Raw genomic sequence first — 17,837 nt, 5'->3', positions numbered from 1 at the left:
TCCGGTTCCAGTGCGCCACTCATGCTAGTCACCGCGCCTTGCGGCCGAACCCATACAACGCGTCCCTCTCCCAGGTGAGTTCGTTTCGCCGGGAAGCGACCACTGTGGCATTCAGGGTGTGGAATCAGGGTCCCTGACGAGAGCAACTAGTCTGGGGGCGAGCATAGTTGATGTTTTCGAGGGCTTCGCAACCGCTTCGTTGTGCCGATGAAGTGCAGATACCCGGATCCAAGGTCCCTTTTCTCCGTCAACAACTTGATTCGGTACGGACTGATCACCACCTGTGTCACCGACGAACCCGGAGCGCGCCCGCGAGGTCCGGCCGCACATGTCCGCGATGCCGAGAGCTGTCGCCGGGGTGATCACCTGGTGGCCCTCCGGAAGCGTGAGGATCTGGAGAACGCCCGCGAGTACGACCAGGCGTTCGCCGCTCTGGACAGTGAATGCCGCCGCGGTGGCCCGGCTGCCGCCGTCCGGCAGGTATAGGAGGAGTCCGGGCCCCGGGACCGTACATCCGAAGGCCGGCTGAGCAGGCTCTCCGAGAACGTGATCTCGACCGACTACCTGAACTCCGCCGCCGGCGCCCTGCTGACCCGCAACACAGAACCGTGAACGCGTCGTTGTAGCGGCGCGCGGCCCCGGCGATTCCACCGGCGCGAAGCTGGAGTCCGGTGGCGGCGGCGAAAGGCGACGGATCCGGGTCCGACGAGAGCGGACCGAAGGGGGAGAACCGAGGGGGGCGGGGAGAGGACCCATCCCTCGCCACTCTCAACTTATAGCGCACCGGGGGGTTTGCGGCAAGGCCCCGGTCGTGCCGCAGAATCGCTGGCCGAGACCGGAACCCGACGAGATCGGAGATTCACGAAGTGCATGTGTTGTGGTCGGTATCCGGGTCGCACGCCGAGGTCGAACCGGCGGTGGGACCCGCGCCGTGGTCACGGGCGGACGGCGTGGAGCAGCGGGTGTGCGTGGACGTGGCCATGGACGGGGGTTGCTGACATGACCCCTCTGACCACCAGCGCGTTCGACCTTCCCGACCGTCTCTCGCCCAAGGCCGATCCGGCGCTGATCGCCGGCGACGAGCGGCACTTCGTGGCCGTCGCGGAGAGTCTGGAGCAGGCGATCACCGAACTGTCCGACCGTCTGGACGCCGAGCGCAGGGCTCCCGGAGGCGTCGGCCGGCAGGCGATGGACCGGGACCTGGAGATCCACCGGCTGACCGGTCGGCTGCGCGCCCTGCGCCGCTTCGGCCTGGACCTGTGCCTCGGCCACATCGTCGGCGCGGACGGCTCCGAGCCCCTGTACATCGGACGGCTCGGCCTCACCGACAGCACGGGCCGTCGGCTCCTCACCGACTGGCGTTCCCCCGCGGCCGAGCCGTTCTTCGCGGCGACCCACGCCAACCCGATGGGCCTGGCGAGCCGTCGCCGGTACCGCTGGACCCGGGGCCGGATCAGCGACTACTGGGACGAGGTGTTCACCGCCGACGGACTCGAACGGCACGCCGCGCTCGACGACCAGTCCGCCTTCATCGCGAGCCTGGGCGGCAGCCGGTCGCCCCGGATGCGCGACGTGCTCGCCACCATCCAGGCCGACCAGGACGCCATCATCCGGGCGGGATCCCGCGGTGCCCTCGTCGTCGACGGCGGCCCGGGTACGGGCAAGACCGTCGTCGCGCTGCACCGCTCCGCCTACCTCCTCTACTCCGACCCCCGTCTCGGTCACCGCCGGGGCGGCGTGCTGTTCGTCGGCCCGCACCAGCCCTACCTGGCCTACGTCGCCGACGTCCTGCCCAGCCTCGGCGAGGAGGGCGTGCGGACCTGCACCCTGCGCGACCTCGTCGCCGAGGGCGCCGAAGCCGCGGCGGAGACCGACCCTGACGTGGCCGTCCTGAAGTCGTCCGCGGACATGGTGCGGGCGATCGAGCAGGCCGTCAGGTTCTACGAGGAACCACCCGCCCAGGGAATGACGGTGACGACCCCGTGGTCCGACGTCCGGCTGAGCGCCGACGACTGGGCCGAGGCGTTCACGGCACCGGGACCGGGCACCCCGCACAACGAGGCGCGCGAGCTGATCTGGGAGGAACTGCTCACGATCCTGCTGGACAGGCACGACGGCGACGAGGTCTCGCCCGACCAGTTCCGCAGAGCGCTGGAGCACGACAGGGAGCTGGTCGGGACACTCGACCGCGCCTGGCCGCTGATCGAGGCGACCGACCTCGTCGGGGACCTGTGGTCGGTGCCCGCGTATCTGCGGATGTGCGCGCCCTGGCTCGGCCCCGACGACGTCCGCAAGCTCCAACGCGCCGACGCCCAGGCCTGGACGGTGTCCGATCTGCCGATCCTGGACGCGGCACGCCGGCGGCTCGGCGACCCGGCTGCGTCGCTGCGCGAGCGGCGCCGCCAAGCGACGATCGCCGCCGAACGCGAGCGCATGGCGGGCGTCATCGACAACATCCTCGACGCCGATCCCGACGGCGAGGGCGCGGTGACGATGCTGATCGGCCAGGACCTGAAGGACAGCCTCGTCGACGAGAGCGCCCTGCCCGGCACCGAACCCGACCTGCTCGCGGGGCCGTTCGCGCACGTCGTCGTGGACGAGGCGCAGGAACTGACCGACGCGGAGTGGCAGATGCTGCTGCTGCGCTGCCCGTCCCGGAGCTTCACCGTCGTCGGTGACCGCGCCCAGGCCCGGCACGGGTTCACGGAGTCGTGGCGGGAACGGCTCGAACGGATCGGGCTCGACCGGGTCGAGGTGGCCTCCCTGAGCATCAACTACCGCACTCCGGAAGAGGTCATGGCGGAGGCCGAGCCGGTCATCAGGGCGGTGCTCCCGGACGCCAACGTGCCGACCTCCGTCCGTAGCGGCGGGGTCCCCGTCGTCCACGGAAGGGTCTCGGACCGGGACTCGATCCTCGACACCTGGCTCGCCTCGAACGCCGACGGGATCGCCTGCGTCATCGGCGACCCCACGTTCCGGGTGACCTCCCGGGTCCGGTCGCTGACCCCGCAGCTGTCGAAGGGGCTGGAGTTCGACCTGGTCGTCCTCGTCGACCCGGAGGCCTTCGGCGAGGGGGTCGAAGGGGCCGTCGACCGCTATGTCGCGATGACCAGGGCGACCCGGCGGCTCGTCGTCCTCACCGGCGCGAACTCCTGACGTCGTCGGGGCGGGGGAGGGGGCGGCCTGTGCTCACCGCCCCGCCCCGGCGGGGGCCTGTTCACCGCCCCCGACGCTCACGAGGGTGAGTCGGCGCCCGCTGTGACGGCCTTGAGCTCGGCGAGCGAGTCCCGCATCAGGGCCGCCATGTCGCGTTCCTCGCTCGCCACGATCCAGCGCTCGAAGCCGACCTTGAAGACGGCGACACCCGCCTCGGCGGTGAGGCTCGCGGCCGGTTCCGGTACGCCGCGCTCGCGCAGGGTCCCGGCGAGCGCGGCCGACATCGAGGCGAGCTTGATCAGCTCACGTTCGTGGAGTTCCGCGTTCGCCATGATGACGGTCTGGCGCTTGCGCGCGAACTCACGGCGGTCGGCGAACGTCTCGGACACCGCGTCCAGGCCCACCGCGAGCGCGTCGATCGGCGCCGAGGACTCCGGGGCGCCGGCGACCGCCCGCACGAACAGCTCCTGCAACCGGCCCGAGCCGGCGAAGAGCACCTCGCGCTTGTCGGCGTAGTGCCGGAAGAAGGTCCGCTCCGTGAGCCCGGCCCGCTTGGCGATCTCCGCCACCGTGGTCTGTTCGTACCCGCGCTCGCTGTAGAGCTCCAACGCCACCTTCGCCAGGCGCCCACGCGCGTCCGGCTCCCATCTGCCCATGCGCAGATCCTACGTGATGACAGTCGCTGACATCAGGTGCTAGCGTCGATGACAGCAACTGACATCACTTGGCTGACGTCAGTCAGCCGACCTCAACAGTCTGGGGTTCCTCCCATGCGCATTTTCGTGACCGGCGCGTCCGGCTGGATCGGATCCGCCGTCGTGCCCGAGCTCGTCGACGCGGGGCACCGGGTCGTCGGGCTCGCCCGCTCCGACGCCTCCGCCGCCGCGCTCACCGCGGCCGGGGCGGAAGCCGTCCGCGGCACCGTCGACGACCTCGATGTCCTGCGGGACGCGGCCGCCGCGTCGGACGGCGTGATCCACCTCGCCTTCAAGCACGACATCGCCTTCGGTGGCGGCTTCCAGGACGCCGCCGAGGCCGATCGTCGTGCCGTTGACGCCCTCGGTGACGCGCTGACCGGCACCGACCGGCCCTTCGTCCTCGCCTCCGGCGTGGTCGGCCTCGCACCCGGGCGGGTGGCGACCGAACGGGACATGCCCACGCTCGACGGTTCGCCGGTCGCCACGCGAGCGGCCACCGCCCAGGCGGTGCTCGCACTCGCCTCGCGCGGCGTGCGCTCCTCCGTGGTCCGGCTCTCTCCGACCTGTCACGGCGAGGGGGACAACGGCTTCATGACGACCCTGGTCGCCATCGCCCGCGACCGGGGCGTCTCCGGTTACCCGGGCGACGGCGCAAACCGCTGGCCGGCCGTCCACCGCCTCGACGCCGCACGGCTGTTCCGGCTGGCGGCCGAACAGGCCCCCGCCGGATCGATGCTGCACGGCGTGGCGGAGGAGGGGGTCGCGATCCGCGACGTCGCCGAGGTGATCGGCCGCCACCTCGGCGTGCCGGTGACCTCCGTGGCGCCCGAGGCCGCCGTGGAGCATTTCGCCTGGCTCGGCGCCTTCCTCGGCGCCGACTCCCCGGCGTCGAACACCCTGACCCGCGAACTGCTGGGCTGGGAGCCGAACCACCCCGGACTCCTCCAGGATCTCGACAAGGGCCACTACTTCCACACCGCTGCCGCCTCCACCTCCTGACCGGCCCGAAGTGCCCCGGGAGCGCCCTGGTCCCTGCGCGGGCCGGCGCTCCCGGGCGTCAACCCGCCACCACCCGTCCGTCCCGAGGGGCGACCACACCCGGCCGCAGGGTTTCTCACACGCCATCAGGTCAAGCGTCCCGGACTCTTGACTCGTTAGGCGTCCGTGGTCATGCTCGTCGCAAGTTTTGCGCCGGTCATGACAATCCGGACTCGTGGTCCCTCGGGCCTCGGACAGCCCGGTCCGTCGACCGTGCCATCCCGTCGACCCGGGGATGTGGGTAGTGAGCACGACTGGACGCACGTACCGCGGACGCCCTCGCGTCACCCTTGTTTCGCTGCTCTTCTTCGTCCTCGCCATGGCCCTCGGCCCCACGTCGAGTTCGGCGGCGGCAGGCACCGACTGGTGGACTCCGACCGCACGGCCCGCGCCGGACTCCCAGATCAACGTGACCGGCGAGCCGTTCACGGGGGTCGACGCCCAGGGCGAGGTGCGCGGCTTCGTGGACGCGCACGACCACCTGATGGCGAACGAGGCCTTCGGCGGCCGGCTCATCTGCGGCAAGACGTTCTCCGACGCCGGAGTCGCAGACGCGCTCAAGGACTGTCCCGAGCACTACCCGGACGGCTCGCTCGCGATCTTCGACTACATCACCAAGGGCGGCGACGGCAGGCACGACCCGGTCGGCTGGCCCACCTTCAAGGACTGGCCCGCGCACGACTCGCTCACCCACCAGCAGAACTACTACGCGTGGGTGGAGCGGGCCTGGCGCGGCGGACAGCGGGTACTCGTCAACGACCTCGTCACCAACGGCGTGATCTGCTCGGTGTACTTCTTCAAGGACCGCAGCTGCGACGAGATGACGTCGATCCGGCTCCAGGCGAAGCTGACGTACGACCTCCAGGCGTACGTCGACAAGATGTACGGCGGCACCGGCAAGGGCTGGTTCCGGATCGTCACCGACAGCGCACAGGCCCGCGAGGTCATCAAGCAGGGCAAGCTGGCCGTCGTCCTGGGCGTGGAGACCTCCGAACCGTTCGGCTGCAAGCAGATCCTGGACATCCCGCAGTGCAGCAAGGCCGACATCGACGCCGGACTGGACGAGCTGTACGGGCTGGGCGTGCGCAGCATGTTCCTGTGCCACAAGTTCGACAACGCGCTGTGCGGGGTCCGCTTCGACGAGGGCGGCCTCGGCACCGCCATCAACGTCGGGCAGTTCCTGTCGACCGGCACCTTCTGGAAGACCGAGAAGTGCACCGGTCCCCAGCACGACAACCCCATCGGCACCGCGGCTTCCGGGGCGGAGAAGGACCTTCCGGCGGGCGTGGCGGTCCCCTCGTACGACGCGGACGCGCAGTGCAACACGCGCGGGCTCACCGAACTCGGCGAGTACGCCGTACGCGGCATGGTGAAACGCAAGATGATGCTGGAGGTCGACCACATGAGCGTCAAGGCCACCGGCCGCGCGCTCGACATCCTCGAGTCCGAGTCCTACCCGGGCGTGATCTCCTCGCACAGCTGGATGGATCTGAACTGGACCGAGCGGGTCTACGGTCTCGGCGGCTTCATCGCCCAGTACATGCACGGCTCCGAGCAGTTCAGCGCGGAAGCGAAGCGTACGGACGCGCTGCGCGACAAGTACGGCGTGGGCTACGGCTTCGGAACGGACATGAACGGCGTCGGCGGCTGGCCGGCACCGCGCGGCGCGACCGCCCCCAACCCGGTCACCTATCCCTTCCGCAGCGTGGACGGCGGCTCCGTCATCGACAGGCAGACGACCGGTCAGCGGACCTGGGACCTCAACACCGACGGGGCCGCGCACTACGGCCTGGTACCGGACTGGATCGAGGACATCCGGCACGTCGGCGGCCAGGACGTGGTGAACGACCTCTTCCGGGGCGCCGAGTCCTACCTCGACACCTGGGGAGCGTCCGAGCGGCACCAGGCCGGCGTCAACCTCGCCCAGGGCGCCGCGACCACGGCCAGTTCGGCGGAGTGGAACCCGTTCACGAGCTACGCGCCGGGCCAGGCCGTGGACGGCGCCCGCAACACCCGCTGGGCCAGCGACTGGAGCGACGACCAGTGGCTGCGCGTCGACCTGGGCTCCACCCACCTGGTCCGGCGCGTCACGCTCGACTGGGAACGCGCGTACGGGAAGTCGTACCGCGTCGAACTCTCCGCCGACGGGACGACCTGGCAGACCGCCTGGTCCACCACGTCCGGTGACGGCGGCCTCGACACCGCCCTGTTCACCGCCACACCCGCCCGCTACGTCCGCGTCCACGGCCTGGCCCGCGGCACCGACTGGGGCTACTCGCTCTACGAGGTGGGCGTGCACAGCAGCTGATCGCGACCGCGCCCGGTCGGCGGGCGGCCTGCACGAGCACGAAGGACACACGGATGGCACGGATGCCGTCGGCCGAACGGCGCCGACAGCTGACGGAAGCGGCGATCAGGGTGATGACCCGGGACGGCGTCGACAGGACGACGACCCGGGCCATCGCCACCGAGGCGGACGTGTCCCTGAGCGTCTTCCACTACTGCTTCGACTCCAAGCAGGCCCTCGTGGAGTCCGTCATCACGACCATCACCGACCACTCCGTGACCGTCGTACGGCAGGCCCTGCGCCCCAGGAGCACCCTCGAGGGGACCGTACGGGCCGGGTTCCAGGCGTACTGGGACCATGTCCTCGCCCACCCCGACGAGCACATGCTCACCTACGAGCTGACGCAGTACGCCCTGCGCCGACCGGAGTTCGCCCACCTGGCGCGACGCCAGTACGAGCTGTACGGCGACGCGTACGCCCAGCTGATCGACCAGTTGTGCCGGAGCATGGACCTGCGACTTCGGGTGCCCGTCTCCGTACTGGCCCGCTATCTGGCCGCCATGACCGACGGGCTGACCCTCAACTACCTCGTGCTCGGCGAGGATTCCGGCTGGAGCGACATCCTCGACACGGTCACCGCCCACATCGTCGGCCTGGTCGCGGAAGACCCCGGTCCGCGCCCCTGACCGGACGCGGAAGACCGTTCCCGTTCGGGAAGCCGCTGCCGCGGTGCTGCCGCGGTTCATGTCGCCGGGGAACGGGTCGCGGTGGTCTCGGGATCTGCCGGTTCCAGGGCTACAGCTTGAACCGTACGGGCAGGCTGCGCGGGCCGCGGATCAGCATGCCCGAGCGCCAGGTGAGCGCCGCGGGGTGGATGTCCAGGGTCAGGTCGGCACAGCGTTCCAGCAGCGTCCTGATGGCGATGCGCGCCTCCAGGCGGGCCAGTGGCGCCCCCAGGCAGTAATGGATGCCGTGGCCGAACGCCACATGGCCGCGTGTGTCACGGGATATGTCGAAGCGTTGCGGGGAGGGGAAGCGGGCCGGGTCGTGGTTGGCGTCGGCCATGGCGACGAGGACGAGTTCGCCGCCGGCGGGGATGAGCGTGCCGCCGATCGTCACCGGCTCGGTGGTGAAGCGGAAGGTGGGGGTCTCCACCGGACCGTCGTAGCGCAGCATCTCCTCGACGGCGCTGTCGATGAGGGTGAAGTCCGCGCGCAGGACGGCCAGTTGATCGGGATGGGTGAGCAGAGCGAGGACGCCGTTGGAGATGAGGTTGACGGTGGTCTCATGGCCGGCGACGAGCAGCAGCCAGGTCGTCCCGACGAGTTCCTCGTGCGACAGCCGGTCGCCGTCCTCGTCCGAGCCGTGGATCAGCGCGCTCAGGAGGTCCCGGCCGGGCCGCCGACGCTTGCCGTCCACCAGTTCCACGATGTACCGCGCCATCGCCGCCGCGGCGACCGCGCGGTCCTCGGGGTCGGTGGCGCCGAGCGCGTCGTTCGACCACGTTCTGAAGGACGCGCGGTCCAGGTCCGGTACGCCGATCAGCTCGCAGATCACGGAGATCGGCAGCGGGAACGACAGTGCCTCGACGAGGTCGACGCGCCCTTCGGGGGCGGCGAGCATCCGGTCCAGGAGCGTGTCGGTGGTCCGCTGGACGCGCGGGGCGAGCTCCGCCACCCGGCGCGCGGTGAACTCCCGGGCGATCAGCTTACGCAGCCGCGTGTGGTCCGGCGGGTCGGCCCTGAGCATATGAGGGCCCGAGGAGACGGCCGCCAGCGGCAGCGCGGGGGACGCCTTGCCCCAGTCCTTGGACAGGCGGGGATCCGCCAGTGCGGCCCGCCCGGCCTCGTATCCGACGACGAGCCAGGCCGGCGCGCCGCCCTCCGGCATCCGGATCCGGTGGACCGGGCCCTCGGCCCGTAACCGGGCGTACACGGGATACGGGTCCCGGGTGAAGGACTCACCGAGCGCGGCGAGGTCGACGATGCCCATGGACGCACCTCTCACGGGTGGGACGGAGCCCGGCCGCGCCTGGCGACCGCGGGCTGGTTCACCCTGTTGGATCAGTACCTGACCGATCACCGACTGTAACGCTTGCGTAATCGGGGCGAGCGCGATTTTCCGGACAACCTCGGGCTTCCCGGCCGGCACGCACGTGGGGTGCGGCGGCGCCGAGTGGTCGTGCCGCCGTTGCCTTCCGAAACTGGGACAGGGCCCATTTCCCGGGGAGGCGACCGAATGTGATCGAACTGGCTGCGGTGTTCGCCGTCATGGGTGCCATGAGCAATGCCGTGGGGACCGCGTTCCAGCGCAAGGCGGCGTCCACCAGCACCAGGAGCGGGCTGCGGCTGCTGGTCGAGCTGATGGGGAGACCCGTCTGGCTGATCGGCATCGCGGGCGTGGCCGGGGCCGCGCTCTTCCAGGCCCTCGCGCTGGTGAACGGGCCGCTGGCACTCGTCCAGCCGCTGTTCATCCTGGAACTTCCGTTCGCCCTGCTCGTCGTCATTCCGTTGATGCACCGCCGGCTGTCGGCCGCGGGCTGGCTGGGAGTGGTCTGCGTGGTGGCGGGCCTGGCGCTCGTCCTGGTCTCGGCCGCACCGAGGGGGGCCGAGGACCAGAGCTCCATGGTCCGCTGGCTTCCGGTGCTCGTGCTGTGTCTGGGCGCGATGGGCGCGGCCCTGGTGATGGCCCGACCGGAACGGCCGCAGGCCTTCCGCGCCGCGGTGCTGGCGGCGGCCGCCGCGATCGGCAACGCCCTGACCGCGGCCCTGCTGAAATCCGCGACCGGCACCTTCGCGGACGACGGCTTTCCGGCCTTCCTGCGCGCGTGGCAGACGTACGGGTTCGCGTTGGCCGGGATCGCCGCGATCGTCCTGCTGGAGAGCGCGCTCCAGGCGGGCCCCCTGGTCGCCTCCCAGCCGGCGCTGACGATCGGGGACGCGACGGTGAGCCTCGCGCTGGGGATCTTCCTGTTCGACGAGGAGATCCGCACCGGCTGGTGGCTGCTGCCCGAGGCGCTGGGTGCCCTGCTCGTCGTCGTGGGAGTGGTCGGTCTGAGCCGTGCGGCAGCCCGGATGACCGCCGTCCCCAGGTAGCCACGGGCGGCGTGTCCATGGCCGCACGGGATCACCAGTGCTAGAAAGGTCACATGGCGAATCGATTCGCCGATTTTCGACGCCTACGGCTCAGGCCCCTGACCAGCAAGAGCCCGCGAAGCGTGGCTGGGCAGGTGCTGTTCCTCCAGGTGGCCCTGGTCGTGCTGCTCGTGGCCTGTGGCGTGCTCGCCGTCGTCCTGCAGTCCCAGTGGGACACCAAGGCCGAGGCGGAGCATCGCTCCGTGGCCGTGGCCCAGACCTTCGCGCACTCTCCCGGCGTCGCGGCCGCGCTCCAGAGCCCGAACCCGAGCAAGATCCTCCAGCCGCTCACCGAGGCGGCGCGCAAGGCCGCCGGCGTCGACTTCATCGTGGTGATGGACACCAAGGGCATGCGCTACACCCATCCGCTGCCCAGCCTGATCGGCAAGCAGTTCGTCGGCACCATCGGGCCGTCGCTGGCGGGCAAGGTGTACACGGAGAGCGTGCACGGCCCGCTCGGGCAGGAGGTACAGGCCACGGTCCCGGTCGAGAACACCGGCGGCAAGGTGGTAGGTCTCGTCTCCGCCGGGCTGAAGGTCAAGAACGTGACCAACGCGGTGGACCGGCAACTGCCGATCATCCTGGGCACCGGGGCCGGGGCGCTCGCGGTGGCCACCGGCGGGACGGCGCTGGTGGCCAAGCGGCTGCGACGGCAGACCCACAGCCTGGCCCCGGACGAGATGGCCCGCATGTACGAGCACCACGACGCCGTGCTGCACTCCGTACGCGAAGGCGTGCTCATCGTCTCCGGCGACGGGCGGCTGCTGCTGGCGAACGACGAGGCCAGCCGACTGCTGGAGCTGCCCCCGGACGCCGAGGGCCGGCTCGTGTCGGAGGTGCCGGGCCTCGACCCCGAGATGACGGAGTTGCTCGCCTCGGGCCGCGAGGCCACCGACGAGGTGCACTTCACCGGAGAGCGGCTGCTGGCGGTCAACCAGCGGCCCACCGATCGTGACGGAGGCCCCAAGGGCACCGTGGCGACGCTGCGCGACTCCACCGAGCTGCAGGCGCTGACCGGCAGGGCCGAGGTCGCCCGGGAGCGGCTCAAGCTGCTGTACGACGCCGGCCTCGGGATCGGTACCACCCTGGACGTGCGGCGCACCGCCGACGAACTGGCCAAGGTCGCGGTCCCGCGCTTCGCCGACTTCGTCACCGTGGACCTGGCCGACGCCGTGCTGCGCGGCGAGGACCCGGCCAACACCGCCACCGACCTGCGGCGCACAGCCGTGTACGGGGTCAGGGACGATCATCCGCTCTACGAGGAGGGCCGGCTGATCGACTTCGTGCCGTCCACGCCCCAGGCGCGTGGCTACGGCACCGGCCACTCCGAGCTGGTGACCGACCTGTCGACCGCCACGGGCTGGCACGCCCAGGACCCCGAACGCACCAAGGCGATCATCGACTACGGGATCCGGTCCCTGATCGCCGCCCCGATCCAGGCCCGCGGTGTCGTACTGGGCATGGCCAACTTCTGGCGCTTCGCCCGGCACGAGCCCTTCGACGAGGAGGAGCTGTCGCTGGCGGAGGAGCTGGTGGCCCGTGCCGCGGTCAGCTTCGACAACGCCCGCCGCTACACCCGCGAACACGCCCTGGCGGTCACTCTCCAGCGCAGCCTGCTGCCTCGGGCCCTGCCCGAGCTGACCGCCCTCGAGGTCGGCTATCGCTACCTGCCCGCCCAGTCGGGCGTGAGCGGCGACTGGTTCGACGTGATCCCCCTGCCGGGCACCCGGGTCGCGCTGGCCGTCGGCGACGTGGTCGGCCACGGCCTGCACGCCGCGGCCACGATGGGGCGGCTGCGGACCGCGGTGCACAACTTCTCCTCGCTCGATCTGCCGCCCGACGAGCTGCTGAGCCATGTGGACGATCTGGTCGGCCGCATCGACCAGGACGAGGCCGGCACGGACAGCGCCGTGGGAGTCGTGGGCGCCACCTGCCTGTACGCGATCTACGATCCGGTCACGCGCCGCTGCGTCATGGCGCGCGCGGGGCATCTGGCGCCCGCGCTGGTGCACCCCGACGGGTCCGTCACCTTCCCCGACCTGCCGGCCGGGCCTCCGCTCGGCCTGGGCGGCATGCCGTTCGAGACCGCCGAGCTGGAGCTCGCGGAGGGCACCCAGCTCGTCCTGTACACCGACGGCCTCATCGAGGACCGCAAGCGTGACCTGGACGTGGGCATGCAACTGCTGGCCGACGCGCTGGCAGGTCATCCCGACCGATCGCCCGAGGACAGCTGCCAGGCCGTGCTGGACGAGCTGCTGCCCTGTCGGCCCAAGGACGACGTGGCCCTGCTCATCGCCCGCACCCGGGGCCTGCCGCGCGAGTGGGTCGCCGACTGGGGCGTACCGCGCGACCCGGCAGCCGTCGCGGTGATGCGCGACGCGGTGTCCGAGACGCTCGACGCGTGGGGCTTCGGCGAGTGCGGCTTCAGCGTGGAACTCGTCCTGAGCGAGCTCATCACCAACGCCATCCGCTACGGCTCCGACCCCATCCGGGTACGGCTGATCCGCGACCGGTCGCTGATCTGCGAGGTGGCCGACGGCAGCAGCACCTCGCCGCATCTGCGCTACGCGGCGACGATGGACGAGGGCGGCCGGGGCCTGTTCCTGGTGTCGCAGATCTCCGAGCGCTGGGGCACCCGCTACACCGCGCAGGGCAAGGTGATCTGGGCCGAACTGGCACTGCCGGAGGTCATCGAGGAGCCCGGCCGGAAGCCGCCCGGACCGGACGGGGATCGCCCGGACGAGGGGGAGGCCACCCCGCAGCCTCCGGCGTGAAGCCCGCCGGTCCTGGCTCCGGTCCTGGCCCCGGTTCTGCCCCTGGCGCGGTCCACGTCGCCGGCCTTGTCCCTGGTTCGGATTCGGCTCCGGGGCTCACCCTGGGTCACGGTAGGCGGCGAGGGCGGCGGTGTCGTCGTCGAGGCGCCCGCCGCTGTAGTCCAGCAGGTCCTTGTGGAGATGGTCGAGTAGTTCGCGAGGGCTGAGGGGGCCCCATGACCGGATACGGTCGGTGAGCGGGTAGAAGACTCCGTCGCGGTCCCGCGTCTCGGTCACGCCGTCGGTGTACAGCAGGAGTTGGTCGCCGGGGCGGAAACGCCGTACGTCCACGTGGTAGTCGTCCCCGACCAGCACGCCGAGGTTGAGGGGCGGCGAGGGATCGGACGAGTCCAGCTCGGTGACCCCGTCGCGGCCGATGAGCAGCGGCGGTGGATGGCCGCAGTTGACGATGCGGACCACGGGCTCGTGGTCGGGAATCTCGGCGAACACCGCGGTGACGAAGCGTTCGGCCACCTCGCTGCCCGGCAGCTGGGCGGCTCTGCGGGTCATGCTCCGCTCCACCCGGTGGGCCACCGCGACCAGATCGGGCTCGTCGTGCGCGGCCTCGCGGAAGGCGCCGAGCATCGTCGCCGCCGTCTCCACCGCGACCAGGCCCTTGCCGCGGACATCACCGATGAGCAGCCGGATCCCGTAGTTGCAGGGCACCGCCTCGTAGAGATCGCCACCGATGCGGGCCTCCGCCGCCGCGGACAGGTAGAGGGTCTCCACACAGACCTGGCCCAGACGACGGGGCACCGGGCTCAGCAGCACCTGCTGTGCGGTCTCGGCCACGGAACGCACGCTGGCGAGCGTGCGTTCCCGGCGGATCCGGTGGGCGGCGAGAATCGCGCCGAGGACGCCCACCAGGGCGGTGGAGACGTAGGTGAACACGTAGTAGCGGTCCCACAGATATCCGAGCGAACGGCCCGCGCAGCACGGAGTGCCGGCCAGGACACCTTCGAACACGACGGCGAAGACCGTGATGGCGGCGACCGCGACCGGGCCGTGGGCGTAGGCGGCGACCACGGGAAGGGCGATGAGCAGGAAGCTCACCGGCCACTGCACCGGGGTGACGGGTTCGACCGCCAGGATCACGCCGACGTAGAGGGCCGGCAGCCAGCGCACCCACAGAGGCGACCTCGTGGCCGGAGAGTCGGCCGGGCCGGCGGTGGCGCCGCCCGGGTCCCGACGAAGAACCCTGCGGGTCCCTTCACGCGGCCTGTACACAAGGACTCCTGGCGGTGCTGGATCACGACAACGGGCCTGATGTGATGCGGCTCGACAGCTCAACCCGACCATTGCTCCAACAGGGCATGTCAGGATCTTTGGGGCAATCCTACGACGGGGAGGTCCCCGGCACGCCGCGCGTCGGGTCGGGCAAACCGGTAGGTTGACGGGCGAGGACACTCTTCGGCCATGGTCGCGATGATCATCGGCCACGGGTACGCCGGCCACGGGTACGCCGGCCAAGGGTCGTCCACCTCGGGGACGCACACCATCCGTACCGGCTGACACCCGGAGGTACCGATGACTGGCAGCGACCCGACCCCCGACCGTGATCCGGCCGTCGGCCCCGGCGGCGGCGCCCTCGCCGGCCAGACGGTCGTGGTGATCGGCGCCAGTGCGGGGATGGGGCTGGAGACCGCCCGTCAGGTGCGGGCGCACGGCGGACAGCTGGTCCTGGTCGGCCGTGACCCCGAGCGGCTGCGGCAGGCGGCGGCCGAACTCCAGCCGCTGAGCACGGCGGCGTTCGACGCCTTCGAGACCGACAGCCTCGAACAGTTCTTCCGGGATCTGCCCGGTCCGGTCGACCACGTCATGGTCACCGCCGGCGGTCCCGCCTACATCCCGTTGGCGGACATGGACCTCGGCGAGGCCCGCCGCCAGTTCGGTGAGCGTCTCACCATGGCCCTGGCGGTCGCCTTGTTCAGCCGTGACAAGGTCAGGGCCGGGGGCACGCTGCTCTTCATCGGCGGCACCGGCGGCCGGCGCCCGGGTGTCGGCATGACCATCGTCTCCGCCGTCACCGCGGCGCTGCCCGCGCTCGTCGCCAACCTGGCACTCGAGATCGCACCGATCCGGGTGAACCTGATCGCCGCCGGATTCGTCGACACTCCCCTGTCGGCGTCACTCCTGGGTGACCAACTCGAAGCCCGGCGCGAGGAGTTGCGTACCAGTCTGCCCATCCGGCGGGTCGTCGGACCGGCCGACGTCGCCGCCCTCGCCGTACACATCATGTGCAACGACGCGCTCACCGGCGCGACCTACGACATCGACGGTGGCCAGCAGCTACTTCCGCGCTGACCGTCGGCGCGGGTCACCCGCAGTGCCCGCCGCGCGCGGTACGGCCCCGGCGGTCAGTGGCGCCGCAGGCCGCTGATGATGCGCTGGGCGAGGGACCGCGTCGCTCCGAAGCCGGTTTCGTGGTCCCAGACATGAGTGCACGACGGGCACTGGAGGTGCAGCAGGCTGCCGGTGTTGGCGAGCAGGTAGCGCCAGTGCTCCGAGCAGGTACGCCGCTGTTCACAGGTGTCGCACCCGTGACTGTCGTCGCACCTCGGGCAGGCCACCCAGGCGCGGCGTCCGACGTCCGCCTGTGGATCAAGAGGCAGCACGGCCGTCTCCTCTCCCGGGGAGGACACCCGCCGCGACCAGATCGTCGTAGATCTTCTGCTGTTCCTCGCTCAGACCGGAGAACAGCAGGTCGTGCGCCGCGTCCTCGTCGCGCAGCGCCGCCACGGGATCCCAGTCGGGACCGAGAGCGTCCAGCACGTGCGCGCGCCGCAGCATCTCGTGCGACGTCAGGTCCACGGAGAAGTCGACCAGGGCGTTGTCGTCCGACGAGCCGGCGGCGGGGCGGCTCGGCTCGGCGGCGGGGTCGCCCGGACCGTCGGGAAGGTGCGGAACATGTGGGGACATGTCGCCGAACTTAGGTAGCCCTTCGTGGCTGAGGCAAGAGCAGGTGGGAGACGTCACATCCGGTGCGGTCGGCCGATTCCCGCGACGCCGCCCCGCGGGCCCGTCGCAACCGTACGGGTGACAGGGCCGGAATCATGGGTGCCGGGGGAGCCGTCGCACCGAGGGGAGCCGTCGCACCGAGGGGAACCAGAAAACCGAGGGGAACCAGAAAGCCGAGGGGAACCAGGAAACCGATGGGAACCGAGGGGAACCGAGGGAAGGCGGCCGGGGCGTCATGAGCACATGGAAGGTACGGCCGGACGGCGGGCGCCCCGAGGGGCGCCGGTGCGCGCATCTGGACCGCGCCGACCCCGCGCCGCGGACCAGATCCGGCTGCCAGGAGTGCGAGGCCGACGGGGGTCACTGGACGCACCTGCTCCTGTGCCTCGACTGCGGTCACCTGGGCTGCTGCGACAGCTCTCCCGGGCGGCACGCGACCGCGCACTACGAGGCGACCGGGCACCCGGTCGCCCGGTCCGCCGAGCGACGGGCGGACTGGGCCTGGTGTTACGTCGACGAGGTCTACCTGCGACCGGCGGGCGATCCCGACCCCGACCCTGGCCGCGACTCCGCGCGATGTGAGTGACCGGACCGGCCTGAGCGGCCGGGCCGACGTGACCGACCGGGCCGAGATGGTGATCGGCCGACGTGAGCGCACGGACCGGCGTGAGCGCACGGACCGGCGTGAGCGACCGAGGGGCCGGCGTGAGCGACCGAGGCGACCGGACTGCGGAGCGGCAGACTTTGGACTTGCGGGTCCATTTTTTCGCGGTCACCATCGGGCTCATCAGCCCCTCCTGCGGAAACGGAAGAAGTTCGCGTCATGAGCAACCGTCTACAGCACAAGACCGCGCTGGTCACAGGCGCCACCAGCAACATCGGCCGCGCGATCGCCCTCGCCTTCGCCGCCGAAGGCGCCCACGTCGCGGTGTCCGGTCGCAATCGGGAGCGTGGCGAGGAGGTCATCGCCGAGATCCGCGCCGCGGGCGGCAAGGCGGACTTCCTGCCCTCGGATCTCGACGGCAGCGCGGCCGCCTCCCGCGCCCTCGCCGAGGAAGCCACCCGAGTCCTGGGCGGCCGCATCGACGTCCTGGTCAACAACGCCGGCATCTACCCGAGCCCGGCCACGCCCGACACGGACGAAGAGACGTTCGACCGGATCTACGCGGTCAACGTCAAGGCACCGTTCTTCCTGACCGCCGCCGTGGCCCCCGCGATGATCGTGGCGGGCGGTGGCGCGGTGATCAACCTGGGCTCGTGGATCGCCCGGCTCGGTGTCCCGATCGGGGCCGTCTACGCGTCCTCCAAGGGGGCGATGGAAGCGCTCACCCGCGCCTGGGCGGCCGAGTTCGGCCCCCAGGGTGTCCGCGTCAACGCCATTTCTCCCGGGGTGGTCCGCATGTCGTCTCCCGGCGAGACCGGGGCCCGGCCCGGTGACGTCATGATGAAGGGCACCCCGGCCGGCCGCTTCGGGAATCCGGACTCGGTCGCCCGGGCGGCGGTCTACCTCGCCTCCGACGAGGCGAGTTTCGTGCACGGAACGGTCCTGGACGTCGACGGCGGCCGCACCGGCGTCGCCGTCGTCGCCTCGGCTGCCTGAGGCCCCCAGGCCCCGGCCCCGGTGTGACGCCGGGACCGGGCCGGGCGTGAGCCGGGATCGGGCCGGGCGTGAGCCGGGATCGGGCCGGGCGTGAGCCGGGATCGGGCCGGGCGTGAGCCGGGATCGGGCCGGGCGTGAGCCGGGATCGGGCCG

14 protein-coding genes are annotated in these 17,837 nt (G+C 71.2%); 9 read left to right on the top strand and 5 right to left on the bottom strand.

Going from position 1 to position 17,837, the window contains the following annotated elements:
• Nucleotides 1-999 precede the first annotated feature (999 nt).
• Nucleotides 1,000-3,156 (top strand): RNA polymerase recycling motor ATPase HelR, encoded by a 2,157-nt coding sequence (helR, locus tag ACFV0T_RS15750; protein WP_385778735.1) that lies wholly within the window; start codon nucleotides 1,000-1,002, stop codon nucleotides 3,154-3,156.
• A gap of 77 nt (nucleotides 3,157-3,233) precedes the next feature.
• On the opposite strand, the gene ACFV0T_RS15745 is transcribed toward helR, so the two are convergent.
• On the bottom strand, nucleotides 3,234-3,812 hold the full coding sequence (locus tag ACFV0T_RS15745; protein WP_385778733.1) for a TetR/AcrR family transcriptional regulator: 579 nt from the start codon (nucleotides 3,810-3,812) through the stop codon (nucleotides 3,234-3,236).
• Between the two features lie 114 nt (nucleotides 3,813-3,926).
• Between ACFV0T_RS15745 and ACFV0T_RS15740 the strand changes: the two genes are divergently transcribed.
• The 3 genes from ACFV0T_RS15740 (at nucleotide 3,927) to ACFV0T_RS15730 (ending at nucleotide 7,865) form a co-directional block, all read left to right on the top strand.
• Nucleotides 3,927-4,853 (top strand): SDR family oxidoreductase, encoded by a 927-nt coding sequence (locus ACFV0T_RS15740; RefSeq protein ID WP_385778731.1) that lies wholly within the window; start codon nucleotides 3,927-3,929, stop codon nucleotides 4,851-4,853.
• 274 nt (nucleotides 4,854-5,127) lie between these two features.
• Entirely contained in the window at nucleotides 5,128-7,200 is a 2,073-nt protein-coding gene (locus tag ACFV0T_RS15735; protein ID WP_385778729.1) for a discoidin domain-containing protein, read from the top strand.
• Nucleotides 7,201-7,253: 53 nt separating this feature from the next.
• Nucleotides 7,254-7,865, top strand: coding sequence for a TetR/AcrR family transcriptional regulator (locus ACFV0T_RS15730; RefSeq protein ID WP_385778727.1), 612 nt, complete (start codon nucleotides 7,254-7,256; stop codon nucleotides 7,863-7,865).
• Nucleotides 7,866-7,974: 109 nt separating this feature from the next.
• Here ACFV0T_RS15730 and ACFV0T_RS15725 read toward each other — a convergent pair whose 3' ends face one another.
• Nucleotides 7,975-9,171, bottom strand: a complete 1,197-nt coding sequence (locus tag ACFV0T_RS15725) for a cytochrome P450 (RefSeq protein ID WP_385778725.1) — start codon at nucleotides 9,169-9,171, stop codon at nucleotides 7,975-7,977.
• Between the two features lie 248 nt (nucleotides 9,172-9,419).
• Between ACFV0T_RS15725 and ACFV0T_RS15720 the strand changes: the two genes are divergently transcribed.
• Together ACFV0T_RS15720 and ACFV0T_RS15715 are read left to right on the top strand one after the other, a co-directional pair.
• Nucleotides 9,420-10,274 carry a DMT family transporter gene (locus tag ACFV0T_RS15720; RefSeq protein WP_385778723.1) on the top strand — a complete coding sequence of 285 codons (855 nt, stop codon included), beginning with the start codon at nucleotides 9,420-9,422 and terminating at the stop codon, nucleotides 10,272-10,274.
• 53 nt (nucleotides 10,275-10,327) lie between these two features.
• Nucleotides 10,328-13,087, top strand: coding sequence for a SpoIIE family protein phosphatase (locus tag ACFV0T_RS15715; protein ID WP_385778721.1), 2,760 nt, complete (start codon nucleotides 10,328-10,330; stop codon nucleotides 13,085-13,087).
• A gap of 96 nt (nucleotides 13,088-13,183) precedes the next feature.
• Here ACFV0T_RS15715 and ACFV0T_RS15710 read toward each other — a convergent pair whose 3' ends face one another.
• Nucleotides 13,184-14,251 carry a PP2C family protein-serine/threonine phosphatase gene (locus tag ACFV0T_RS15710; RefSeq protein WP_385778719.1) on the bottom strand — a complete coding sequence of 356 codons (1,068 nt, stop codon included), beginning with the start codon at nucleotides 14,249-14,251 and terminating at the stop codon, nucleotides 13,184-13,186.
• Nucleotides 14,252-14,653: 402 nt separating this feature from the next.
• On the opposite strand from ACFV0T_RS15710, the gene ACFV0T_RS15705 reads away from it, so the two are divergent.
• The gene (locus ACFV0T_RS15705; RefSeq protein WP_385778717.1) at nucleotides 14,654-15,430 is read left to right on the top strand and encodes an SDR family oxidoreductase; all 777 of its coding nucleotides are present in this window, start codon (nucleotides 14,654-14,656) and stop codon (nucleotides 15,428-15,430) included.
• Between the two features lie 53 nt (nucleotides 15,431-15,483).
• Here ACFV0T_RS15705 and ACFV0T_RS15700 read toward each other — a convergent pair whose 3' ends face one another.
• The gene (locus tag ACFV0T_RS15700) at nucleotides 15,484-15,741 is read right to left on the bottom strand and encodes a hypothetical protein (RefSeq protein ID WP_385778715.1); all 258 of its coding nucleotides are present in this window, start codon (nucleotides 15,739-15,741) and stop codon (nucleotides 15,484-15,486) included.
• The gene (locus ACFV0T_RS15695) at nucleotides 15,728-16,045 is read right to left on the bottom strand and encodes a DUF6400 family protein (protein ID WP_385778713.1); all 318 of its coding nucleotides are present in this window, start codon (nucleotides 16,043-16,045) and stop codon (nucleotides 15,728-15,730) included. The genes ACFV0T_RS15700 and ACFV0T_RS15695 overlap by 14 nt, the downstream gene beginning before the upstream one ends.
• A 274-nt stretch (nucleotides 16,046-16,319) precedes the next feature.
• Here ACFV0T_RS15695 and ACFV0T_RS15690 point away from each other — a divergent pair, with 274 nt between their 5' ends.
• Nucleotides 16,320-16,670: a UBP-type zinc finger domain-containing protein gene (locus ACFV0T_RS15690; protein WP_385778711.1), complete on the top strand. Its 351-nt coding sequence runs from the start codon at nucleotides 16,320-16,322 to the stop codon at nucleotides 16,668-16,670.
• 237 nt (nucleotides 16,671-16,907) lie between these two features.
• On the top strand, nucleotides 16,908-17,684 hold the full coding sequence (locus ACFV0T_RS15685) for an SDR family NAD(P)-dependent oxidoreductase (protein ID WP_385778709.1): 777 nt from the start codon (nucleotides 16,908-16,910) through the stop codon (nucleotides 17,682-17,684).
• Nucleotides 17,685-17,837 lie beyond the last annotated feature (153 nt).

This window comes from Streptomyces sp. NPDC059582 (assembly GCF_042735715.1).
In the GTDB taxonomy this organism is placed as follows: Bacteria; Actinomycetota; Actinomycetes; order Streptomycetales; family Streptomycetaceae; genus Streptomyces.
This window is presented reverse-complemented; position numbering and strand designations above follow the sequence as displayed.